General features: G+C 61.5%; 22 protein-coding genes. 15 read left to right on the top strand and 7 right to left on the bottom strand.

Translation table 11 applies throughout. The features are described from left to right. Positions 1 to 15 precede the first annotated feature (15 nt). Together ATE48_RS00530 and lpdA are read left to right on the top strand one after the other, a co-directional pair. Positions 16 to 663 (top strand): MarC family protein, encoded by a 648-nt coding sequence (locus ATE48_RS00530; RefSeq protein ID WP_066766692.1) that lies wholly within the window; start codon positions 16 to 18, stop codon positions 661 to 663. Positions 664 to 789: 126 nt separating this feature from the next. Beyond that, a complete protein-coding gene (gene lpdA, locus ATE48_RS00525) occupies positions 790 to 2,199 on the top strand; it encodes a dihydrolipoyl dehydrogenase (RefSeq protein WP_066766689.1) in 1,410 nt (469 codons plus the stop codon). Here the strand turns inward: lpdA and ATE48_RS00520 are convergent. Both ATE48_RS00520 and ATE48_RS00515 read right to left on the bottom strand, forming a co-directional pair. After that, a complete protein-coding gene (locus ATE48_RS00520) occupies positions 2,196 to 2,573 on the bottom strand; it encodes a DUF2147 domain-containing protein (protein WP_066766687.1) in 378 nt (125 codons plus the stop codon). The two genes, lpdA and ATE48_RS00520, sit on opposite strands and share 4 nt — an antisense overlap. Continuing rightward, the gene (locus ATE48_RS00515) at positions 2,570 to 4,138 is read right to left on the bottom strand and encodes an AMP-binding protein (protein WP_066766684.1); all 1,569 of its coding nucleotides are present in this window, start codon (positions 4,136 to 4,138) and stop codon (positions 2,570 to 2,572) included. The genes ATE48_RS00520 and ATE48_RS00515 overlap by 4 nt, the downstream gene beginning before the upstream one ends. 203 nt (positions 4,139 to 4,341) lie before the next feature. On the opposite strand from ATE48_RS00515, the gene lipA reads away from it, so the two are divergent. Together lipA and ATE48_RS00505 are read left to right on the top strand one after the other, a co-directional pair. Continuing rightward, positions 4,342 to 5,307: a lipoyl synthase gene (lipA, locus tag ATE48_RS00510; RefSeq protein WP_066766673.1), complete on the top strand. Its 966-nt coding sequence runs from the start codon at positions 4,342 to 4,344 to the stop codon at positions 5,305 to 5,307. Further along, positions 5,308 to 5,763: a type II toxin-antitoxin system RatA family toxin gene (locus ATE48_RS00505; RefSeq protein ID WP_066766671.1), complete on the top strand. Its 456-nt coding sequence runs from the start codon at positions 5,308 to 5,310 to the stop codon at positions 5,761 to 5,763. 2 nt (positions 5,764 to 5,765) lie between these two features. On the opposite strand, the gene ATE48_RS00500 is transcribed toward ATE48_RS00505, so the two are convergent. Beyond that, entirely contained in the window at positions 5,766 to 6,257 is a 492-nt protein-coding gene (locus ATE48_RS00500; protein ID WP_066774450.1) for a CinA family protein, read from the bottom strand. An 85-nt stretch (positions 6,258 to 6,342) separates the two neighbouring features. Between ATE48_RS00500 and ATE48_RS00495 the strand changes: the two genes are divergently transcribed. Continuing rightward, positions 6,343 to 9,030: a fused MFS/spermidine synthase gene (locus ATE48_RS00495; protein ID WP_066766669.1), complete on the top strand. Its 2,688-nt coding sequence runs from the start codon at positions 6,343 to 6,345 to the stop codon at positions 9,028 to 9,030. Here the strand turns inward: ATE48_RS00495 and ATE48_RS00490 are convergent. Next, complete coding sequence (locus tag ATE48_RS00490; protein ID WP_066766667.1) at positions 9,002 to 10,150, bottom strand: bifunctional 2-C-methyl-D-erythritol 4-phosphate cytidylyltransferase/2-C-methyl-D-erythritol 2,4-cyclodiphosphate synthase; 1,149 nt, start codon at positions 10,148 to 10,150, stop codon at positions 9,002 to 9,004. The genes ATE48_RS00495 and ATE48_RS00490 overlap by 29 nt on opposite strands. A 97-nt stretch (positions 10,151 to 10,247) precedes the next feature. Between ATE48_RS00490 and dusB the strand changes: the two genes are divergently transcribed. The 8 genes from dusB (at position 10,248) to hflX (ending at position 19,917) form a co-directional block, all read left to right on the top strand. Then, positions 10,248 to 11,231: a tRNA dihydrouridine synthase DusB gene (gene dusB, locus ATE48_RS00485; protein ID WP_066766664.1), complete on the top strand. Its 984-nt coding sequence runs from the start codon at positions 10,248 to 10,250 to the stop codon at positions 11,229 to 11,231. After that, positions 11,228 to 12,307 carry a two-component system sensor histidine kinase NtrB gene (locus ATE48_RS00480; protein ID WP_066766662.1) on the top strand — a complete coding sequence of 360 codons (1,080 nt, stop codon included), beginning with the start codon at positions 11,228 to 11,230 and terminating at the stop codon, positions 12,305 to 12,307. Before dusB ends, ATE48_RS00480 begins: the two co-directional genes overlap by 4 nt. Then, a complete protein-coding gene (locus ATE48_RS00475) occupies positions 12,304 to 13,683 on the top strand; it encodes a sigma-54-dependent transcriptional regulator (protein ID WP_066766657.1) in 1,380 nt (459 codons plus the stop codon). The genes ATE48_RS00480 and ATE48_RS00475 overlap by 4 nt, the downstream gene beginning before the upstream one ends. 60 nt (positions 13,684 to 13,743) lie before the next feature. After that, on the top strand, positions 13,744 to 15,984 hold the full coding sequence (locus ATE48_RS00470) for a sensor histidine kinase NtrY-like (RefSeq protein WP_083197086.1): 2,241 nt from the start codon (positions 13,744 to 13,746) through the stop codon (positions 15,982 to 15,984). Beyond that, positions 15,981 to 17,375, top strand: a complete 1,395-nt coding sequence (ntrX, locus tag ATE48_RS00465; protein ID WP_066766654.1) for a nitrogen assimilation response regulator NtrX — start codon at positions 15,981 to 15,983, stop codon at positions 17,373 to 17,375. Before ATE48_RS00470 ends, ntrX begins: the two co-directional genes overlap by 4 nt. Then, the gene (locus tag ATE48_RS00460) at positions 17,372 to 18,217 is read left to right on the top strand and encodes a D-amino-acid transaminase (protein ID WP_066766651.1); all 846 of its coding nucleotides are present in this window, start codon (positions 17,372 to 17,374) and stop codon (positions 18,215 to 18,217) included. The genes ntrX and ATE48_RS00460 overlap by 4 nt, the downstream gene beginning before the upstream one ends. Before the next feature lie 112 nt (positions 18,218 to 18,329). Then, positions 18,330 to 18,581, top strand: a complete 252-nt coding sequence (gene hfq / locus ATE48_RS00455; protein ID WP_156767535.1) for an RNA chaperone Hfq — start codon at positions 18,330 to 18,332, stop codon at positions 18,579 to 18,581. Beyond that, positions 18,565 to 19,917, top strand: coding sequence for a GTPase HflX (hflX, locus tag ATE48_RS00450; RefSeq protein WP_066766648.1), 1,353 nt, complete (start codon positions 18,565 to 18,567; stop codon positions 19,915 to 19,917). Before hfq ends, hflX begins: the two co-directional genes overlap by 17 nt. Positions 19,918 to 19,928: 11 nt before the next feature. Here the strand turns inward: hflX and ATE48_RS00445 are convergent, their stop codons facing one another. After that, complete coding sequence (locus tag ATE48_RS00445) at positions 19,929 to 21,332, bottom strand: UDP-N-acetylmuramate--L-alanine ligase (RefSeq protein WP_066766646.1); 1,404 nt, start codon at positions 21,330 to 21,332, stop codon at positions 19,929 to 19,931. A 56-nt stretch (positions 21,333 to 21,388) separates the two neighbouring features. On the opposite strand from ATE48_RS00445, the gene ATE48_RS00440 reads away from it, so the two are divergent. Further along, complete coding sequence (locus tag ATE48_RS00440) at positions 21,389 to 22,231, top strand: LD-carboxypeptidase (protein WP_066766643.1); 843 nt, start codon at positions 21,389 to 21,391, stop codon at positions 22,229 to 22,231. 146 nt (positions 22,232 to 22,377) lie between these two features. After that, a complete protein-coding gene (locus ATE48_RS00435) occupies positions 22,378 to 22,665 on the top strand; it encodes a hypothetical protein (protein WP_156767534.1) in 288 nt (95 codons plus the stop codon). Between the two features lie 3 nt (positions 22,666 to 22,668). Here ATE48_RS00435 and ATE48_RS00430 read toward each other — a convergent pair whose 3' ends face one another. Together ATE48_RS00430 and ATE48_RS00425 are read right to left on the bottom strand one after the other, a co-directional pair. Beyond that, positions 22,669 to 22,989 (bottom strand): hypothetical protein, encoded by a 321-nt coding sequence (locus tag ATE48_RS00430; protein ID WP_156767533.1) that lies wholly within the window; start codon positions 22,987 to 22,989, stop codon positions 22,669 to 22,671. A 94-nt stretch (positions 22,990 to 23,083) separates the two neighbouring features. Beyond that, positions 23,084 to 23,284 (bottom strand): hypothetical protein, encoded by a 201-nt coding sequence (locus tag ATE48_RS00425; protein ID WP_066766635.1) that lies wholly within the window; start codon positions 23,282 to 23,284, stop codon positions 23,084 to 23,086. Positions 23,285 to 23,289: the final 5 nt, after the last annotated feature.

Genomic DNA, 23,289 nt, shown 5'->3' with positions numbered 1-23,289 from the left:
GGTTAAGGGGCGTTGATGCTTTCTCTGCTGCTCGCTTCCTTCGTGACCTTCTTTGTCGCCATTGATCCGGTCGCCATGGCGCCGATGTTCACGACCATGACGTCGCGCATGACGCCCGAGTGGCGGCGCAAGATGGCATTCAAATCGATCGCTATCGCCACGGGCATCCTGCTCGCGTTTGCGTTTGGCGGCGCGTGGTTGCTGGAACAGATCCACGTATCGATCGACGCCTTCCGCATCGCCGGCGGCCTACTGCTCTTCCTCATCGCTGTAGACATGCTGTTCGAGAAGCGCTCCGAACGCCGTGAGGAGAGGGCAGAGCAAGTCGCCGCCCACCAGGCGCAGCACCCTGAAGCTCAGGACGACATTTCCGTTTTCCCGCTGGCAATCCCGCTCATCTCCGGTCCCGGCGCCATTGCCTCGATCATGCTCTTCTTCGCGGAAAACGAGGACATCGTGAGCCGCGGCTTCATTCTGCTCGGCGTCGGCGCGAACTTGACGCTCTGCCTGATCGCGTTTCTCATGGCCAGCACGCTGTCGAAGATCATGGGGGAGACTGTGGCTTCGATGCTCACCCGTATCTTCGGCATTCTACTGGCGGCGTTAGCGGCGCAGTTCGTGGTCGACGGCATAAGAAACGTGTTTGGGATCGTGGCCAACTAGTTGGAGCCTGGAGCGCCGGGCCTCCGGCCCGCATGCGCGCCAGAGGCGCGCGTTCCAACCGGTAAGCATGGGAGCTTATCGAATCCCCGCCTTCACGAGCGGCGCGGGACTGCTAAATATGATCGCATGAGTAATTCCTTCGACGTCATCGTTATTGGTTCGGGTCCCGGCGGCTATGTCACTGCGATCCGAGCTTCGCAGCTTGGGCTGAAGACCGCCATTGTTGAGCGCGACCGATTGGGTGGGATTTGCCTCAACTGGGGCTGCATCCCGACAAAGGCATTGCTCCGTTCCGCCGAAGTCTATCGCAACGCGATGCATGCGAAGGATTACGGCCTCACCATCGAGAACGTTAGCTTTGACCCTGAGGCCGTAGTGAAGCGCTCGCGCGGTGTGGCTGGACGCATGGAGAAGGGCGTCCAGTTTCTGATGAAGAAGAACAAAATCACTGTGCTCGAAGGCGATGCCAGACTTGAGAAAGGCGCAGCCTCACCGAAGGTGATCGTGAAGGGTAAAGACGGCAAGGAGGCGCCTTACGAAGCCAAGCACGTCATCCTCGCCACCGGCGCGCGGGCGCGCGAGATTCCAGCGGCTGGCCTTAAGTCGGATGGCAAGCGCATTTGGACCTATCGCGATGCCATGACGCCGCCGTCGTGGCCTGAGTCTCTGCTCGTGTTCGGCTCAGGCGCCATCGGCATCGAGTTCGCGAGTTTCTATGCGGCGTTCGGCGTCAAAACGACGGTGGTCGAATTGCTCGATCGCGTGCTGCCGGTCGAGGACGAAGAAATCTCCGCCTTCGCCAAGAAACGCTACGAGAGGGAAGGTCTAAAGATCATGACCTCCACCGAAGCGAAATCGCTGAAGGCGACCGCGAACGGCGTTGAGGCTGTCGTGCAAGCGAACGGCAAGCAGGAAACGCTGACCGCCTCACACGCGATCGTCGCTATTGGCATCACCGGCAACATCGAGAACCTTGGTCTGGAAGGCCTAGGCGTCAAAACCGATCGCGGTCACATCGTCACAGATGGCTACGGCAAGACCAACGTCGCCGGCCTATACGCGATCGGCGATGTCACCGGCGCGCCGTGGCTCGCGCATAAGGCAAGTCACGAGGGCGTCATCTGCATCGAAGCCATCGCCGGTCAGAAGCCGCATCCTTTGATCAAGGAGCGCATTCCAGGCTGCACATACTCGCACCCGCAAGTCGCCAGCGTCGGCATTACCGAAGCGAAGGCCAAAGCCGCGGGTAGGGAGGTGCGCGTTGGCCGCTTTCCGTTCGTCGGCAACGGCAAGGCGATCGCGCTAGGCGAAGATCAGGGCATGGTCAAAGTCGTGTTCGACGCCAAGACCGGCGAACTCCTCGGCGCGCACATGATCGGCGCCGAAGTCACCGAGCTCATCCAAGGCTACGCCATCGCCATGCAAACGGAGACCACCGAGCACGAGCTTATGGAAACCGTCTTCCCGCACCCAACGCTGTCCGAGATGATGCACGAAGCGGTGCTGGATGCGTACGGGCGCGTGCTGCACGTTTAGTGAGCGCGCTCCAGTATCAGCGGGCCTTCGCGCTGCTCAATATCACTGACCAAGCGAACGCCGTCTAATCGAGCGATGCCACGCTGGACAATGAAGCCACCGTCGAGCCCCGGCGTTCGAAGCGCGATCTCGTAATCGCCGTGGACGCGCCGCCACGACACTTCGGGCGTCAGCACCGCCCTGAGCATCGGATCGGCATCTGGAGGTACAAAGAGTTCGAAGCGGCCTAAGCCGCCTCGCGAGAACTCATAGATGTGATGAGAGCGCACGTCGCGCCAAACTCCGACGATGGGGTCAGCGTGCTGATCATGACCCGCACAAGCAAAGCAGGCTGCGGCCAACACAAACAGCGCCGCGCGCCTAGTGTAGATCAAGCGGCCTTTGCCTCAGCAAACCGCTCTGCCGCCATGCGTTGCATCACGACGTAATCGGTCTTACCGCTGCCGAGCACCGGAATCTCATCGACCACCACAATCCGCTTAGGCACCGCAAGTTCGCTTGCGCCATTGGCCTTGCACCAGGCGAGCAAGTCTTCCGCAGTCGCGCCCGCGTGGTCGGTGAACAGAATAATGCGTTCGCCTTTGCGAGAGTCAGGCAGGGCGACGGCGGCGTGGAGATGTTCTGGCCACACAGTTTGCGCATAGCTCTCGACTGCGTTCAGCGACACCATCTCGCCGCCAACCTTGGCGAAACGCTTCACGCGACCAAGGATACGGATGAAGCCATCCTCATCGACGTCCACGACATCGCCGGTGTCGTGCCAACCTTCAGGCAGAAGGTCGATGCCGAACGGCTTGGTGGGATCGAGATAGCCGCGCATCACGTTCGGGCCACGAACATAGAGCTTTTGGCCGCCCTCGATGCCGGGCACGGGCTCTAGACGCCATTCAATGCCGGGAATGAACTGGCCAACGCTGCCATGCTTGTTGGCGCCCGGGATGTTCACCGCGATCACCGGCGAAGCTTCCGTCGCGCCGTAGCCTTCGAGCAGTTCAACGCCGAAGCGTTGCATGTAAAGTTCGCGCGTTTCCGGTTTCACCCGCTCAGCGCCACACACCATCAACTGGATGCAGTTGAGATCACCGTCAGCGGCATTGCGCGCATACTGCTGTGCGAAGGTATCGGTCGCGAAAAAGACGTTGGCGCCTGTCTCTTTGATGAGTTTTGGAATTTCCTTCACCTGCAGCGGTGACGGGAAGAGGAACGTCTTATGGCCAGTGAAGATCGGCAGCATCACGCCGCCTGTCAGGCCGAAACTATGGAACATCGGCAACGGACAGAAGAACGACCAGTTCGGATCGAACGGAATATGCGCGTGCGCTTGCTCGACATTGCCGACGATATTGGCGTGGCTGAGCACCGCGCCCTTTGGCGTCCCGTAGGAACCAGACGTAAAGAGGATCACGCCCGTATCATCCGGGCTCGCCTTCGCCGCGAACAAGCGCGGGAAGAAGCCTTTCACTAAGGCGACAAGCTTATCACCGAAGTCGATCGTTTTGCCGATGTCTTCAAGATAGATCAGCTTGGCAAACTTCGAGAGTTCGGCCTCAAGCGCTTCGAGCTTGGCCATCTTGATGAAGGCGCGCGCCGTTATGATCTTGCGCACGTTCGCCGCATCGCAAGCTGAACGCAGGTTCATCGCGCCGGCCGTGAAATTGAGCATCGCCGGCGTGCGGCCTATCGCATGCAGCGCGAAGAACGCCACCGTGCAGGCAACACCGGTCGGGAGCAAGATTCCGGCGGTCTCGCGCCGCTTAATCAAGGTGTCGAGCTTGCCGCCCAGCGCGAATGCCTTCCGAACGATGTCATCGTACGTCTGCGGCGTGCGGGTGTGATCCTCAAGAATCTTGAACTTGCCGCCCTTTAGATCACGGGCTCGGAGCAGGGCCTCGAACAAGGAGACGCGCGTGCGCGCCAGTTCGAAAGAGCGTTGCGCCATGAGGGTGTTGCCTCCGACTTTTCGTTCCGCCTGAGCGACTAGAAGTAAGACGCTCAACCCGTGATTATTGTTTCACGGTTGTAACAGACCCTAACGGCGTGGATAAAGCGAGGCAAGTGAGACCGCATTAACTCATTGGCGACGCAGGGGAGGTTTGCCCTCAAGCCGTTGCGGGACAAGGCGAGGAGGCTCATGTTGAGGCCGTGCCAACCCTGATTGATTTGCGCCCAGAAGGCGACCCAAGCCGCCCGCGCCATCCTGAAAAGGAGGGCCGGCCCGACAACGCCAGCCCACGGAAGCCGGAGTGGATTCGGGTCAAAGCGCCCACCAGCCTCGGCTACCACCAGACAAAAGAACTTGTCCGGGATCTCAAGCTCCACACCGTTTGCGAAGAAGCGGGCTGCCCAAACATCGGCGAATGCTGGAGTCAAAAGCACGCAACCTTCATGATCCTTGGCGGCATATGCACGCGTGCGTGCAGCTTCTGCAATGTCGCCACCGGCAAGCCGCTGCCGCTCGATGCGGCCGAACCGGAGAACGTTGCGTTCGCCACCGCGCAAATGGGCCTGAAGCACGTCGTCATCACGAGCGTCGATCGTGATGATCTCGAAGACGGCGGCGCCGATCACTTCGTTCAGACAATCCAAGCCGTCCGTCGCGCAGCGCCTGAGGCGACGATTGAGATTTTGACACCGGACTTTCTGCGCAAGCCGGGCGGCGCCGAGCGCGTCATCGATGCAGCGCCTGACGTGTTCAACCACAATCTCGAAACCGTGCCTCGGCTCTATCATTCGATCCGCCCCGGCGCGCGCTACTACCAATCGTTACGGCTGTTGGATTCGGTAAAGCAGCGCGACCCGAAACAGTTCACGAAATCAGGCCTGATGGTTGGGCTCGGTGAAGCGAAAGACGAAGTGCTTCAGGTCATGGATGACCTTCGCGTGGCCGGCGTCGATTTCCTCACCATCGGCCAATACCTGCAGCCGACCAAAAAACACGCCGCGATCGATCGCTTCTGGACGCCCGATGAGTTCAAGGCGCTTGAAACCATCGCCTACGCCAAGGGCTTCCTGATGGTCTCGGCCAGTCCGCTGACACGCTCCTCGCACCACGCTGGAGAAGACTTTGCGCGGCTCAAGGCGGCGCGTTTGGCGCTGTCCAAAGACTAGATGGCCCGCACGATTATCGAAGCCGAGCGCGTGCTGCCGTATGCGCCCGAAGACTTGTGTCGCCTGGTCGGCGATGTGCGCGTCTACCCCGAATTCGTGCCATTCTTGAAGCGCATGCGCATTATCAAAGAGGAGCCGCGCGAGCACGGGGGATGGCAGGGCGTCGCCGAGGCTGACGTGGGCTGGCAAGCCATCAAGGTGACCTTCGCAACAAGCGTACGATGCGAGCCAGCAAAAGGGGAGGTGGAGGTCGCCCTCGTGAAGGGCCCGCTTCACTCGCTGAACAATCGCTGGTGGTTCCGGCCACATGAAGGTGGAGGCGCGCACGTCCGCTACTGGATCGCCTACGAGTTCAAGAATCCGCTACTGCAGGGCGCAATCTCAGCAAACAAAGACAAGCTTGCATCAAAAATCATGGAAGCGTTCGAGCGAGAGGCAAAGCGGCGCCTCGCCTGAGATTAGTCGAGTAGGCGCGTCAACATATCTAGCGCAACCGAGACAGTCTCGTATTGCACGGCATGCCGGCCGATTTCTCCAAACCGCATCTCTTCATGCAAAGCCAGCCCGTCGCGTCGCGCCGCCGCAACGTGAACGAGGCCGACGGGCTTTTCGGCGCTTCCACCGCTCGGCCCCGCAATGCCGGTCACAGCCACCGCCAAGTGTCCCGGAGAATGGGCAAGCGCGCCTCGCGCCATGGCTATCGCCACCTCACGACTGACTGCGCCATGATCGCGAAGAAGATCCTCGGGCACACCCAGCAGCTCAGCTTTGGCTTCGTTCGAATAGGTCACAAAGCCGCGCTCAAGTGAGGCCGATGCTCCCGGCACCGCCGCGAGGGTCGCCGCGATCAATCCGCCTGTGCAACTTTCCGCCGTGACGATCATGTATCCCAGCGCTTTAGTTCGGCGAAGCAATTGCTCAGCTCGTTCGTAGTTAGGATGGCCTGTCATTGCGCAAGTGTGGCTGTCGCGCAGCGAAAGTCCATTCCCTTGCATGGGCGCCGATGGCAGAACGCGCGCGAGAAGCGGAGGGAATATGGAGGCCATAGCGCGTCGCGCGGCTGCGCCGGTGTTTGTCTTGGCGTTGTTCTCCAGCGCGGCGCTCATCTTCGTGCTGCAACCGCTCTTTGCGCGTATGGTGACACCGCTGCTTGGCGGTTCGCCTGCCGTTTGGAATACGTCGATGGCGTTTTTCCAGGGCGCGCTGCTCATCGGTTATCTCTATGCGCACTTGGTCGCGCGCTTGAAGGATTTGCGGATACAGGCTGCGGTCCACGGAATCGTACTGCTCGGCGCTTGGTTCGTCCTTCCGGTACACATCACCAACGCCTTAGGCGAACCTAGCTCCGAACATCCAGTTTGGTGGTTGATCGGCGTGCTCACGCTTTCGGTCGGCGCTCCGTTTGCCGCTGCCTCCGCAACAGCACCGCTACTCCAAGCTTGGTATGCGCGCACGGGTCGCCAAGATGCGGGCGACCCATACTATCTTTACGCCGCCAGCAACCTCGGCAGCTTCGTTGGACTGCTTGCGTACCCGGCGCTCATAGAACCGTTGCTTGGCGCGCATGCACAGGGCGCGGCTTGGTCCTTGGGGTATGTTCTTGTCGGCGCCCTCATCGCGCTGGCGGCCGCGATGGCAATCACATCGCACGGCGAAACCCCGAAAGCGCTTCCACACACAGAGCCCGCGCCTAGTTGGCGTGAGCGCGGCTATTGGGTGGCGGCTGCGGCAGTGCCATCAGCGCTATCACTCGCCGTCACACAGCACATTTCAACCGACGTCGCCTCCGCGCCCATGCTCTGGGTTGTGCCGCTGGCGCTCTATCTTTTGACATTCGTGCTCGCGTTCGCACGCGGCAGCGAGAAGATGGAAGGGGGGACGCTGTTCATCCACCCCATCGCTCTCGCACTGATGATCATGTCCTATTACGCGTCGGGCAATTGGATCGGGTCAGTCTCCGGCATTTTGGCGGGCTTCTTTTTCAGCGCGCTCATTTGCCATTTGGCGCTGGCGCGTTCACGGCCTAGCGCGGATCGTCTCACCGAATTCTATCTGTTCGTCTCGTTTGGAGGCGTCTTAGGCGGCGCCTTTGCTGCGTTGCTGGCGCCGCTCATCTTCAACAATATCTATGAGTACCCGCTCGCGCTTGCAGCCGCATGCCTGTTCCGCCCGCGCGAGGACAGCGACACACCGCGCCTCGTAGACGGCTCGCTCGCCGCGGCGACTTTAGTCGGCGTACTCTCCATCTTACTTCTGCGATGGGCGCCGCTCGACGCCACCCTCATCTTGGGCGCGCTGGGCGCGGGAGCCGCCGTATTGGCGGCGGGCTGGAGCGACGAAAATAGGCCCGCAATTTATCGCTACTTGTTCTTGGGCGTGGCCGCGGCCCATGCAGTGCTGGTCATCTACATCGCTTTCAATCTGCCGAAGATATTCGTCCAGGCGGTCGTCAACGACACGACCCAAGTCGTCGCGCATCAGCCTTGGGGTGCGCTCTTGATGGCGACGAGCTTCGTGGTGCTTGCATTCGCCGTGCACGGCACGATCCTGCCGCGCAAAGACAATCGACGCATCGCCGACTGGGGCTTGGGCGCGGCATTGGCCTCAGTTGTTCTGCTCCTGCTTTTGCTTATCCGCGCCGGTGGCGTTGACGCCGGATTGTTGACGGTGACGTCGATATTGTTCTGCGGTGTCGCGATCTTCTTTAACCGCGGACGCCCCTGGTCGCTGGCGGCGATCGTGCTCGTGGCATTTGTTATCATCTTTGTGGATGAAACACGCGGCTCGCGAGTGATCACGCAAGAGCGCAGCTTCTTTGGCGTATTGCGAACGCGTGAGTTCGCCGATCGCGCTCAGCCAGATACGCCGCCGCTGCGCATTTTGATGCACGGCACAACCATTCACGGCGCGCAAATCGCAGACCCACGGTTCGAACGGCAGCCGCTGACCTACTACCACCCACGGACTGCGCTCGGAGAGGCAATCCTCGCGGGTCTCAGCACCGGCCCTACATCGAACCTGGCGCTGATCGGACTGGGCACCGGTTCGACCGCATGCCTCATGCGGCCCTCCGATCACCTCACGATCTTTGAGATCGATCCCGCCGTCGTCCGCCTCTCGGCGCGGCCGGGCGGTGATTTCACTTACGTTCCAGCGTGCCAGCCCAATGCACGCATAGAACTTGGCGACGCGCGCCTGCAGATCGGGGAAGAGCCAAACGGCGAGTTCGACGTCATTGTCGTCGATGCGTTTTCTTCCGACGCCATCCCCGCGCATTTGCTGACGCGTGAAGCGATCGCTCTTTACCTCAGCAAACTGAGCGATCGCGGCATCGTCGTGCTCCACCTGTCGAACCGAAATCTGGCGCTCGTCTCGGAAGCGGCGCGTGTCGCGCACTCACTCAATGCTGCGTACCTGTATCGGATCAGTGATCGCTTCGAGCAGCCATACGTTTCTTATTATGGCGGCCTGGCAGCGAGTGTGATGATCATCGCCAAGTCGCCGGAGACAATTGGAACTCTGGCAATCAATCCAGATTGGCGGGTCTTCGAAGCGCCCCCTGGACGCCCATGGACTGATGATTACATCAACTTGCCTCGCGCCCTATGGGAAGGCTTATCCGGCGCTGAAACATGCCGGATCTATACTTATCTCCGAGAGTGCCAGGCTGGCGCCGCGGTGAGCGACGATACACCTACACCGGACGCTCAACCGTCGCCGTAGCTTGCGCCGCGAGACCTTCTTCGCGGCCAAGAAAGCCCATCCGTTCGGTCGTTGTCGCTTTGACGCTGACGCGGCTGATCGGAAGGCCAAGCACTTCAGCTGTGCGCGCGCGCATGGCGTCGCGATGGGGGCCGATCTTGGGCCGTTCGCAAAGCAACGTCACATCGACATGCACGATGCGCGCGCCGCCTCGCTCCACCAGCGTCGCGGCGTGACGTAAGAAACGCTCCGAATCCGCACCCTTCCATTGCGGATCGCTGGGCGGGAAGTGAGCGCCAATATCGCCTTCGCTGAGGGCGCCAAGAATTGCATCGACCAGCGCATGCCAGCCGGCATCAGCATCCGAGTGACCGACCAGCCCCTTGCTGTGCGGAATTTGCACGCCGCATAGCGTGACGAAACTTCCCTCACCAAAGCGATGCGCGTCGACGCCGTGTCCGACGCACATCACCCGCTCGGCGCTTAGCATTCGTTCGAGCATGGCCATGTCCTCCGGATAGGTGATCTTCATCAGCTTCGGATCGCCCGGGATCAACTTTGCCTCGACGTCGCAGGCGCGCACGACCGCGACGTCATCGGTCATGGTCTCGTTGAGCCTGAGCGCCGCATAGGCAAGGCGCAGTGTCTCGGCGTGAAATGCCTGCGGCGTCTGAATTCGCATCAGACCATCACGCGCGACGTCTTCGATGATGCGCCCGTCTTGATCGGTGCGGCGCAGCGTGTCTGCGATGGCAAGTGCGGGGGCTACCGCTCGAGCACCGGACTGAACCTCCGAAATCAGCGACTTGACGTGGGCGGCATTCAGACCGGGCCGCGCCGCGTCGTGCACGAGAATAACGTCGGCATCGCTCAAGGCCGCCAGGGCGTTCTGCACCGATGCGGTTCGTGTGCTCCCGCCATCAACGAGCCGCACGCCAGGAACCCCAGCGGTTGCGGTGCGGCAGAGCTCGGCGTGCTCAGGCGCGCAAGCGATGACGATCTCACCGACCCCAGCCTCGGCAAATGCCAAGGCTGACCAGGCGAGCACCGGCTTACCCCGCAAACCAAGGTATTGTTTGGGGATTTCGCCGCCAGCTCGCGCACCGCGGCCACCGGCTACGATCACGGCCGCAAGCTTCATGGCTGAAGAACTCCGGCCTCTAAATGTTGCATCGCAGCAAAAACCCTTGGCGCCCGCTTTTTAGGCGCCCTAAGCTCCCTCTCGAACGGGGTGCTGTGTGTTCGATTTGAACGAAAAACCTCCTCTTGTCTCGCTCGCACCGATGGCTGGTGTGACGGACATCCCGTTTCGCCGTCAGGTCAAAGCTTTCGGCGGGCAATACTGCGTCTCTGAGATGATCGCTTCTGACCAACTGGCGCGGGCACGCATCGACATGGTGCGCCGTGCGGCAGGGGCGGGCGTCATTGCGCCTTTGGTTATTCAGCTGGCGGGCCGGGACCCTCAATGGATGGCCGAAGGCGCGCGCCTGGCGGAAGCAGCCGGCGCCGACGTGATCGACATCAACATGGGCTGTCCGTCAAAGAGCGTTACGAGCGGGCTTTGCGGTTCGGCGCTGATGCGCGAACCCGAGCACGCCATGCGCCTCGTCGAAGCCACGGTAGCGGCGACGGCGTTGCCGGTAACGCTGAAAATGCGGCTGGGTTGGGATGAGCATTCGCTCAATGCGCCAGCGCTCGCAAAGCGCGCCGAAGATGCGGGCGTGCGAATGCTGACAATTCATGGCCGAACGCGCAGCCAATTCTTTCGTGGCGCAGCGAGTTGGAGCGCGATCAAGCCCGTCGTCGACGCCGTGCGTATTCCAGTAATCGCAAATGGAGACATCGCAACAGCGGCGGATGCGCGCCGTGCGCTGGATGTTTCCGGCGCCACAGGTGTGATGATTGGACGCGCAGCTCAGGGTAAGCCCTGGCTGACTGCGGAGATCGAGCGCGCGTTGAAAGTCGGCGGAGAGATTTGCCCGCCGCCAAGAGCCCGCTTGCTGCAGAGCTTGCTGACGTTGTGCGACGACACTTTGGATTTCTACGATGGACCACTCGGGGTTCGGGTGGTTCGCAAACACATCGCCTGGATGATCGATGCGGAGTTCGGAGCGCAAGCGCGCGAAGTCCGCAAAGCGATATGCACATTGGATGATCCGCGGCGCGTTCAAGAAGCGCTGATCCGCCTCTTCGATGACGGGCTTGATCGGGCGGCGGCATGAACGATCCGACCGTCCGTCCGCTGCAACGAGCTTCGGCGCCTGATGGCGATCGCTGGCTTGAGGCGCTGCCGGCGCCGGTATTGGGAATAGATGCAGGCGAGCGCATTCGCTTTGTGAACGCAGCGGCCGCTGACCTGCTGGCCGGCGTTGGACGCGGACTGCTTGGGCGCCGACTCGACGAGATCTTTGGCATCGACGCGCCAATCATTGCGTTGGCGCGGCGCACGCTTTCCGGCGCAAGCGGGGTTGCAGAAGCCGACGTTGCTCTGGCTGGGCCTGGCTTTGCGCTGGGGCGCGCCACTGTAGCGGCGGCGCCGGTGGGGGAGACCGGCTACATCGCGCTGGTCTTGACGCGCCCGCCGCGCGCCCGCGCCGCACCGCCCGCGGCTGCGAGTTCGGCTGCGAGAACACTAGCGCATGAGGTGCGCAATCCGCTCGCGGGCATTCGCGCTGCTGCACAACTCATCTCGCGCGCCGAGGACGAAGAGTCTGCCGCGCTTGCAAAACTCATCGTTGATGAAGTGGACCGCGTTCGGCGCCTAACGGACCGCATCGATCCGCTCGGCGCCGTCGAGCCGCCGAAGTTCGAGCGCTTCAATATCCATGAAGCGCTTGATCGCGTGCGCAAGCTGATTGGCTCAAGCGCTCCCAACGTGATGATCCGCGAACGTTACGATCCCAGTCTGCCGCATGTTCGCGGCGATCTAGACCAACTTATCCAAGCGCTGCTCAATATCGCTAAAAATGCAGCAGAAGCCATCGGCGAAAGCTTGGACGGCGAAATCGCTATTTCGACGTCGTATCGTTCGGGGGTCAAATTTCGATCGGCCGCCAGTGGCGCGGCGCGCGCGCAGCTCGAAGTCCAATTCGTCGATAACGGACCGGGCCTTCATCCAGATGTCGCCGATCGGCTGTTTGAAGCCTTCGCCACCACAAAAAGCGGTGGCATGGGGCTAGGCCTCACTGTCGCCGCCGACATCATCGCACGCCACGACGGCCGCATCGAAGTCGAGAGCGAGCCCGGCCGCACCTCTTTCAAGATCCTTCTCCCCATCGATCCGGACGAAAACCTATGAGCGCACGCATCCTCCTTGCTGAAGACGACAATTCTTTGCGGCTCGTCCTTTCACAGGCACTGGGCAAGGAAGGCTATGACGTGCGCGCTACCGGCAACGTCGCAACCCTTTCCAAATGGGTCCGAGACGGCGAAGGCGACTTGGTGCTGAGCGATGTCTATATGGGCGACGACTGCGTGTTCGACGCGTTGCCAGCGATGCGCATGGCGCGCCCGCATCTGCCTGTGATCGTCATGAGCGCGCAAAGCACTGTATCGACGGCGCTCTCTGCCGCTGGCGCAGGCGCATTCGACTACATGCCGAAGCCTTTTGATCTTGATGATCTGATGGCGGCAGTGAAGCGCGCGCTCATCGGTGGCCCTGACGCCAAGCTTCGCGCTCAAGCGTCAAGGGCGGAAAAGGAGGAGCGCTTGCCGCTCATCGGGCGTTCCGCGCCCATGCAGGACGTCTATCGCGTAATGGCGCGCGTCGCCGGCACGGATCTCACGGTCCTGATCGAGGGCGAGAGCGGCACCGGTAAAGAACGCGTCGCGCGCGCCATCCACGACCACGGCCGGCGCTCAAGCGGACCGTTCGTCGCCATGAGCCTCGCTGGCGCCCAATCAACACAGCTTGAGCGCGAACTCTTCGGGCCACAGGGAAAATTTGCCCAAGGTCAGGGCGGCACGCTCTTCCTCGAGGACATCGATGAGCTGCCCCAAGATTCACAGACTCGTCTCGCGGGCCTTCTGCATGCGGAAGAACCGGGTGATCGTCCCGATGCGCGCCTGATCGTCTCATCGCAACGGAGCCTTGCTACGCTCACGCGCCAAGGCGCATTCCGACAAGACCTGTTCTATCGCTTAAATGTCGTTGTGATCCGCATGCCGCCGCTGCGCGAACGGCTCGAGGACATTGGCGATCTTGCACGCGCCTTTCTCGTCCGCGCCAAGCGCGAAGGCCTGCCTGACAAGTCAATCGACAACGCCGCCATTGAGCGTCTGAAGGCGCACACCTTCCCGGGCAACTTGCGCGAGCTCGAAAACCTACTTCGCCGCGCGACCGCGCTTAGTCCTGCCAGCGTCATCACCGCCCGCGAAATCGCGCGAGAACTCGGCCACGCGGACAACAACGTCGCACCCGAGGATGCCGCAGATGGCTTCGAGACGGCGGTGGCGCGCCGAGTGGAAGGGGAGTTCACTGCTGCGAGCCCTGGCTTGCCGTCCGCAGGCCTCTATGATCGCCTCCTGGCCGAGGTGGAGCGTCCGCTCATCAACCAGGCTCTCCAGGCGACCCGCGGCAACCAGATCAAAGCCGCAGCCATTTTGGGGATCAACCGGAATACCCTCCGGAAGAAAATCCAGGCCCTTGGCCTCTCAGCTGGCAGAGGCGATTGACCCAAGCGTGATATTGGTTCAACACCATGTTGCTATTCCGCAACATGGTGACCCCCGGCCATGGCAGAAATCACTGTAGATGAGCCGGCCGAGGCCGCCGTGCTCTCAGATCAGCCGCAGAGCCGCAGCGCGCTTACCTTCTTGGTTGGGCTCGCCGTCGCTGGTGCGCTGACTGCTGTAGCGACGATTTTGCTGCTTATGGGCGATGGCCTGGCTGGCGACGACAGCGGCGTCATCCAAATGCTGCTGATCCTTAGCCTTGTGATTTCGGCGGCGCTCGCGGGAATACTCATCCATCGCATCTTGCGCGTAGCGCGTGCGTGGCGTGCTGCTGCGACAGGCGCACGGCTGCACCTGCGCTTCGTCACGCTCTTCAGCCTCGCTGCTCTCGCGCCAGCCATCATTGTCGCTGCGTTTCTTGGTTTCACCTTCACGCAGGGCGTTGAGCGCTGGTTCAGCGAGCGCGTGGAAAGCACAATCGAGAACGCCGCTGACGTTGGCCGCGCTTATGTCGAACTCGCCTCCGGCGGACTGGGTGGTGAGGTGCAGGCCATGGCCGAAGACCTCAACAACGCACGCGCCGGCCTGACGAGCGACCCCTCGCGCTACGCCGCATTTCTTCAGTTGCAGGGCGAACGGCGCGAGCTGTCGTCCGTCTACGTCATCGACAGCAGCGGCAGTGTGATTGCCGGCGGCTCCCTGGTTGAGACCGCAGTGCCTTACCGCGCGCCGTCAGCGGAAGCTTTCGCAACAGCGAACCAGGGGCAAATGTCGGTGCGGTTCGATCAAGAAAACGACCGGCTCCGTGCGCTCTATCGTTTGTCAGCCTACAACGACGCGTACGTCCTTGTGTCTAAGAATTTGGAGCCCGGCATCGTCGCGCAACTGCGTCAGTTCGATGAGTCCGTGAGCGAATATCGCTCGGCGCGTTTGCAGCAGAACTCGCTGCGTAGCCTCTTTGGAATGGCGTATCTCGCGACAGCCGTGCTGTTGCTGCTCGGAGCAGGATGGGTTGGCCTCACAAGTGCATCCCGCGTCGCAGAGCCGATTGGCCGCCTCGTAGGCGCGGCGCGGCGCGTTGCGTCCGGTGATCTCTCGGCGCGCGTCTCGGTCGGTGAAGAGCGCGACGAAGTTGATGCACTCGCATCTGCATTCAACCGCATGACCGCCCAACTCGAGGCGCAGCGGCGGGACGTCGTCACCGCGCAAGAAGATTCTGAGAACCGTCGATCCTTTATTGAAGCCGTGCTCGCGGGCGTGAGCGCGGGCGTTATGGGCCTGGACCACAACGGACGGGTAAGCGCAGCCAACCGGTCAGCGGTTCAACTGCTCGGTCTGGAAAACACCAACATCATCGGACGACGTCTCATCGATCTCACGCCGGAGTTCACGGAGTTGCTCAATCAGCCACCGCGCGCCGGCGAGGCGCCGCCGCAGCGCGTCGATTTGATGCGAGAAGGCGGGTCCGTGAACCTAAGCGTACGCATGAGCCCTGAAGCCGACGGCGGCCTCGTGCTTACCTTCGATGACATGACCAAACTCATTTCGGCGCAGCGCCAGGAAGCTTGGAAGGATGTCGCACGCCGCATCGCGCATGAGATCAAGAATCCGCTGACCCCTATTCAGCTCTCTGCGGAGCGTTTGCGTAAGAAATACAGCGCGGAAATCACATCCGACCCAGACACCTTCGCCAAATGCACCGACACCATTTTGCGGCAGGTCGCCGATATCGGTCGCATGGTCGACGAATTCTCATCCTTCGCGCGGATGCCGACGCCGCGCATGGCTTACGCCGATATCAGCGACGTCGCCCGTTCAACAGTCTTCGCGCAACGTCTGGTGTTCCCAGACATTCGCATCGAAGTTGAAGGCGCAGATCAGCCGATTGCTTTGGTCAGTGATGAGCGCTTGATCGGTCAGTCGCTCCTCAATCTCATCAAGAACGCCAGCGAGAGTGTGCAAGCACGCCGCGAGCGTGACGGCGAACCGAAGGATGGCTTCGTGACCCTGCGCCTGCGCGACCTGGACTTCGGCGTCCAATTCGAAGTCATCGACAACGGCTTAGGCTTTCCAGAGAAGGATCGTCACCGCTTGATCGAACCTTACGTGACAACACGAACGAAGGGCGCCGGCCTCGGCCTTGCGATCGTCGCCCGCATTATTGAAGACCATGGGGGATTAATCGAGTTGGACGATGCGCCCGGCGGGGGGCCTGGCGCTGTTGTCCGCTTCGTTCTCCCAAAACGCGGCGAAGACGCGATCGACAACGCTGCAGAACACGGCGCAGGAGCCCCCCAATGACGCAAGATATTCTCGTAGTCGACGATGAGGCGGACATCCGTGATCTCATCTCCGGCATTCTCGAAGACGACGGTCACCAAGTACGGACCGCGCGCGACAGCGACGAAGCCCTCAACGCTTTCGCAAAGCGCAAGCCATCCTTGATCGTTCTCGACATTTGGCTGCAGGGCAGCCGCATGGACGGCCTCGATCTCCTCGCGAACTTCAAGGACATCGATCCGGACATGCCTGTGGTGGTCATTTCTGGTCACGGAACGATTGAGACCGCCGTCGCGGCGATCCGCAAAGGCGCATACGACTTCGTCGAGAAGCCGTTCACGGCAGACCGCTTGCTGCACGTCGTATCACGCGCGCTCGAAACAACGCGGCTGAAGCGCGAGAACAGTGAACTCAAAATTCGCTCAGCGGCGAGCGATAACCTCATCGGCTCTTCTGCCGTTATGGCGGCGCTGCGGGCATCGATTGATCGCGTGGCGCAGACCAACTCCCGCGTCCTGATCACCGGCCCCGCAGGCGCCGGCAAAGAACTGGTCGCGCGGCTGTTGCACGAACGTAGCCCCCGCGTAGGCGGCGCTTTCGTCGCTATCAACGCTGCATCGATTGCACCCGAACGGATGGAAAGTGAAATCTTCGGCGAAGAAGGGGCCGACGGACGGCCAAAGAAAATTGGCGTGTTCGAGCAGGCTCACATGGGCACGCTCTTTCTCGACGAAGTCGGTGATATGCCGCCTGAAACACAGTCCAAAATTTTGCGCGTTCTGGTGGAGCAGCGATTCAAGCGTCTCAACGGCGCGAACGACGTGCAAGTGAACGTGCGCGTCGTATCGTCGACCTCGCGCGAGCTCAGCGGCGACATCATGGAAGGCCGTTTCCGCGAAGATCTCTACCATCGCCTGAACGTCGTGCCGCTTCGGGCGCCAAGCTTAGCGGAACGCCGTGAGGATATTCCTGAACTCGCGGGTTATTTCGTTGGCCGCCTCGCGGGCATGTCTGGCGTACCTGCGCGGCAGATTGGCGAAGACGCGCTCGCCACACTCCAAGCGGCCGAGTGGCCCGGCAATGTGCGCCAACTCCGCAACGTCATTGAACGCATTCTCATTCTGGCCAGCGGAGATCCCTCGACGCCGGTTACGGTGGATTCGCTGCCTGCCGAAGCTTGGCCGCAAGCCGGTTTCTCCAAACACGACGGCTTGCAGCAAGTGATCGGTCTTTCACTACGCGATGCTCGCGAACGCTTTGAACGCGAATATCTCAACGTCCAAATCACGCGCTTCGGTGGCAATATCTCGCGCACGGCCGCCTTTATCGGCATGGAGCGTTCAGCGCTGCACAGGAAGCTGAAGTCCTTGGGTGTTGATCCACCAGGACGGAATGGCGCTGAAGCCGAATGAGCCGCGTCGCCTACGTCAATGGCGCTTACGTGCCGTTGCGCGGCGCGGGCGTCTCGATCATGGATCGCGGCTTCCAGTTTGCGGACTCCATCTACGAAGTCTGGGCCATTCGCGGTGGCCGGCTGTTCGACGTTGACGAGCACATGGCAAGGTTGCAGCGCTCGCTCGCCGAACTGCGCATCACGCCGCCCATGGGCGAGGCATCCCTAATGGCTGTGATACGCGAAACCATCCGCCGAAATCGCGTCCATGACGGCATCGTCTACGTTCAAGTTAGTCGCGGTGCAGCCAATCGGGATCATGTCTTTCCCCCGCCCCGTACGCCGCCAACCCTGATCGTGACGGCAAAGAATTTGGATCAACGCGCGATTGCTGCGCGTGCATCCGCTGGCATCAAAGTCACCAGCACGGCCGAAACACGCTGGGCGCGCCGTGACATCAAGACAGTCAACCTCCTCCCCAACGTGCTTGCCAGACAGGGAGCCAAAGAGCAGGGGGCTTTCGAAGCTTGGTTCGTGGACGGAGGCGGACACGTGACTGAAGGCGCCTCCTCCAACGCCTGGATCGTGGACGCCAGCGGCGTGCTACGCACGCGCGCGCTTTCAAAGGACATCCTTCACGGCGTCACGCGCGGCGCGATCCTGAGGTTAGCGCAGGAACGGCAGATGAAGATCGAGGAGCGACCGTTCACGCTCGCCGAAGCCAAAGAGGCGCGTGAAGCCTTCATCACGGCGGCGTCAAACGCGGCGACCGCCGTGGTCGAGATTGACGGCGTCCGCATTGGCGATGGCAAACCTGGGCCTGTCACGGAAGCGTTGCGAGCCGCTTATTTGGGCGCCTGAGGCGATTGTAGGCCCTTTCGGTTGGAAAGCGGCGCGATGCACCCTATACCAACGCTGCAGCCTTGCGATCGTCGGGGCGCCATAAAACTCAACCAACATGGGGGCTAACACCATGGATAAGAAACAAAATCTCCAGGACACGTTTCTCAACGCCGTCCGTAAGGCCAAGACTCCTCTCACAATCTTCCTCGTGAATGGTGTGAAACTGCAAGGCGTCGTCACTTGGTTTGACAACTTCTGTGTGCTGCTGCGCCGCGAAGGCCAGGTGCAGCTGGTGTATAAGCACGCGATCTCGACGATCATGCCAGGCGCACCGGTGCAGCTCTTCGAAAACGACAAGGCTCTAGATGAAGCCGACGGCTGATACGCCGCACAAAGATCTGAATAAGGCCATCGTGCTGCGCCCGCTCGCGAGCGCGGAAGAGAGCGTGCGCGACGGTGAGGCGCGTTTGCTGGAAGCCGTTGGACTGGCGCAGGCGCTTGGCCTCGAAGTTGCGGGCGCGGAAGCTGCACCGCTGCGCCAGATCAATCCACGCTCATACTTTGGCTCTGGACGCGTCGAACGCCTCAAGGACCGGTCGGAAGAACTCGGGGCGGGCGTGATCGTCATCGACGCCGCGCTGTCGCCGGTGCAGCAGCGCAATCTCGAAACCGATACCGGCTCCAAGGTTATCGACCGCACGGGGCTGATCCTTGAAATCTTCGGCCTGCGCGCGCGGACCAAAGAAGGCAAACTCCAGGTCGAGCTTGCGCGCCAAGGCTACGAACGATCCCGCCTGGTCCGAACGTGGACACACTTGGAGCGCCAACGCGGTGGCCTTGGCAAAACTGGCGGTCCCGGCGAAACGCAGATTGAACTCGATCGGCGCATCATTGCTGATCGCATCATCAAACTAAAGCGAGAGCTTGAAGACGTGCGCCGCACAAGAGGCTTGCAGCGTCGTGCTCGTTCGCGCGCTGGCCTGCCCGCGGTGGTGCTGGTGGGCTATACGAACGCCGGCAAATCCACGCTCTTCAATCGCCTCACGCAGGCTGGCGTTCTTGCCAAAGACATGCTCTTTGCAACGCTCGATCCCACGGCCCGCAAGGTGCAGCTGCCTAGCGGCCGTGCAGTGATCATGAGCGATACGGTCGGCTTCATCTCCGATCTGCCTCACGAGCTTGTTGAAAGCTTCCGCGCGACGCTTGAAGCGGTGACAGAGGCGGATTTGCTGGTCCATGTTCGCGACATTGCTCATCCGCAGAGCGAAGATCAAAAAGCCGACGTGTTGGCCGTGCTCGCGCAGCTGGCAAAGGATGCAGATGGAAAATCGCCGCCAGTGCTTGAAGCTTGGAATAAGATAGATTTGCTCGACGAAGAGACACGCCTAGGTCGCCTTCGCCGCGCGGAGGCGGCGGGACAGGGGCAGGGCGCCCTGCCCCCTGTTGCGTTGTCGGCGGAGACGGGGGAGGGCGTGGACGCCCTGCTCACGGCGATTGATCGTGCGGCCTTTTCGGCAACGCGCGTTATCACCCTCACCTTGGCGCCTGATGATGCCGGCCGCGTGCGCGCACAGATTGCCTCAGCCGGCAAGATTATCGACGAGAGCACTGACGACGACGGCAATCTCACACTGCGCGCAGAATTGTTGGTCCAAGAAGCGGCCCGTTTTGCGCCAATCGAACCCCTGCCCGAAGATCTCCGGCCAGCGGCGGAGTAGGGGAGCGCGCCCTACTTCCGCGAGAGCCGGTCCACGAGTTCAGCGGCGAACACCGAGAGCGTATCGTCGCGCGCACCCATCACCACGATCCGATCATGCGGCTCGGCCAGTTCAATGAGCTTATCGCCACAAGCGCCGCGTTCCGCGAACGCCATGGCCTGCAAGCCACGCGAACGAACGCCGGCCACGATGTGTTGGCTCGTGACTGCGCGATCGACAGTGCCACCAAAGTAAACTGGATCGGGCATGATCAGCACATCGTCATCTGCCATGTTGCGCGCAAAGCAATCGATGAACTCGTTTTTCATGAGCCGCAGCGGTCCAAAGCCATGCGGCTGGAACATGATCAGCAAGCGGCCCGGAAAGGCATGCAGGGTATTGAGCGTCGCGGTGATCTTATCGGGATTATGACCAAAGTCGTCGATGACCGTGACGTCGTAGGCTTTGCCAACCACTTCCAGACGGCGTTTGGTGCCTGAGAAACCTTTAAGCGCAATAGCCGCTTCTTGAAGCGATAGTCCGCAAGCGCGTGCCGCTGAGAGCGCCGCCAGTGCATTAGAGACATTATGTTCGCCTGGCACGGCAAGATCGACAGTCGCTGTGGCGCGCGTGTCTTTCTCCAATACATCGAAAGAAACGCCGTCCGGCGCAAGGCGTATGGCCGAGCAGTGCAGGTCCGCGAGGCCTGAGCGGAGCGAGTAGGTGCGGGTGCGAACCTTAGTGGCCAGAACCAGCGCCGCCGTCTCTTCATTGTCGAGATTAAGCACGGCGACTTCGGCCTTATTGACGAAACCGCTAAATAGGGCGCGCAGCTCGTCCATGCTTTTGTGATCGAGCGCGATATTGTTGACGACCGCGATCGTCGGCTCATAGCGCGCGATCGAGCCGTCGCTTTCGTCTACCTCGGACACAAAAGCGTCGCCCTTGCCAACAAGCGCGCTCGCGAACAACGCGTCCGGCGTGACGAAGTTCTTCATCACGGCCCCGTTCATCACCGTGGGATCGCGTCCAGCGCGGTGCAACAGCCAAGCGATCATGCCCGTTGTGGTGCTCTTGCCGCTGGTGCCCGCAACACCGATGCGCAAGCGCGCCGCGTTGAACAATTCCGCAAGCAGCTGTGGCCGCTTCAGATCTTCCGCGCCGACGCGCTTTGCGGCGACGACATCGCCCACCGTGTCCTCAACCGCTGCTGAACGCACCAGGATCTGATCGGCGCTTGTGATACCGGATCCATCCTGCGGGAAGAGGGCGATGCCCTGCGCCTTTAGATACTCAAACTTTGCGCCCAAACGTCCCTGATCGAGAGAACGATCCGAACCGGCGACGTCCACGCCCTTACCGCGGAGGATGAGCGCCAACGGCAACATTCCGGACCCGCCGACACCGCTGAAGAAATAGGATTTGGCCTGACTCATTTGCCCCGGTTATGACGAGAAACGCCGCTCATCGGCAAGGACGCGAACGCAGCATCATGGCCCCATCGCTCCGCATTGGCGTTGTAGCGCCCGGCACACGCATCGACCCGGCATTGGCCGAGCGCGTTAAAGCCTTCGCAACAGACAGCTTTCTCGATCATGCGCCGGAGATCATTTTCCACCCGCAATGTTTTGAGAGCGCCGGTCACTTCGCTGGTGACGATGGCGCGCGAGCGGGTGCGCTGATCGAGTTCGCCAACGACCCATCGTTTAACGCGATCTGGTTCGCGCGCGGCGGCTACGGCGCGTGCAGGATCGCGGAGGCGGCGCTCTCGCAACTGAACGGCGCATCACGGCTTAAGACCTATCTCGGCTACAGCGACAATGGCGCCATCCTCGGCGGCCTATACGCGCGCGGCTACGAGAACGTGGCGCACGGCCCTATTCCCGTCGACATGACGCGCGCCGGCGGAGAGGGGGCCGTGAAGCGGGCGCTCAACTGGCTCATCGATCGCGCGCCCGAGAGCGTTGAACTCGGCGTGATGTTCGACGCCAAATGCGCAGCGTTCAACCTCACCGTCTTCCAATCGATACTCGGTACATCGCTTGAACCGGATTTGAGCGGCCACGTGCTGATGCTCGAAGATGTGGGCGAGTACCTTTACCGGCTAGACCGCGCCCTCTTCCAAATCACCGCCTCCGCAAACGTCCGGAGCGTGAAGGGGATTAAGCTCGGCCGCATCTCTGAGGTCCCAGAGAATGACAAGCCCTTCGGCGCCACTGCAGAAGAAATGACGCGCTATTGGTGCGCCAAAGCCGGCATCGCGTATCTCGGCCGCTGCGACATCGGCCACGATATTGAGAACAAGGTCGTGCCGTTTGGATCGCCAAAGCGCTAGGAGCGCGTCATGCGGCTTACAGCACAGTTGTTGGCTCGTTCTTGGCGCTCGTGACTGGCTGCAGCAATCCTGCGCCGGCGCCACCCACGAGCACGGCAGCGACCGCACCGGAGCGCGACGCGGGAGATTCGTCTGGCTTCGAGTGGATGGCTGGCAGCCGCGCCGAGCGTGGCGGGCTGGCGTTCGCCGTGCCCGAGACGGACGCTGTTGGCGTGTCGATGGAGTGCGATCGCGGCTCGCGTTCGGTACGCATCTCCACGGTGGATGACCGCATCTACGCCGTCGCCAAAGTGCCGGCGGATAACGCGGCGCTGCAAGCGTTCCGTGCGTCGGGCAAGATGTGGGTGTGGGACGACAACCAGTTCATGCGCGCCGAGACGCTAGCTGAGCGCCAAGCGATCGAGGACTTCTTCCGCTTCTGCGGCGCGCGCTAGCCATTAGGGATAGCGATAGGTGATGAGATGCACACTCGGGCGTATCGCGCGCACGTCAGGGTCGTTCGACATGATGGCGCGATCGCCGATCAAGGGGTCGCTGTGCTCCACGGCAGTGCGAAAGAACACGAACAAGCGACAACCGCCGGCGGTGTCTCGATTGATCGCGCCGCCGCGCATATCCCAGATCTGGCCGCCATAGTCCCAGCCGAAACCCAGGATCTCGAACGGACGGCCGTTGAGGCGCTCGAGGTCTTCGAGCGTCATGGCGAGCGCGAGGCTGCTGGGGCCTGTCCAGGCGCTGCTGGCGCCAGAGACGCTCACGCTGTCTGGCCGCGAGAGCGTGCTGTCGTTCTTCCAACGGACCGAAAGGCGCTGATCGCCGGCGAATACGGTGGTGCTGATAAACTCGCCGCCTTCATCCCCAAAGCTGCTCGCTCGTGACGTTGGCAGCGCCGTAGGCGGCTACAAGCGAGTCGCGGCTCGCTTCAGCGCCGAATGCGCCTGACAGACACGGCAGTTCACCGCCGACACCACCAGGTGCTGTAGGGCCGTCGGCTGCGGCGGGCGAAGCACATCCGACCACAAGCCCAAGCAGCAGAATGAATGAGAGCCGCATGGAGC

It is taken from the genome of Candidatus Viadribacter manganicus (assembly GCF_001679665.1).
Lineage (GTDB): Bacteria > Pseudomonadota > Alphaproteobacteria > Caulobacterales > Aquidulcibacteraceae > Vitreimonas > Vitreimonas manganica.
The sequence above is the reverse complement of the archived record's forward strand: the minus strand, read 5'-3'. Positions and strand labels throughout refer to the sequence as shown.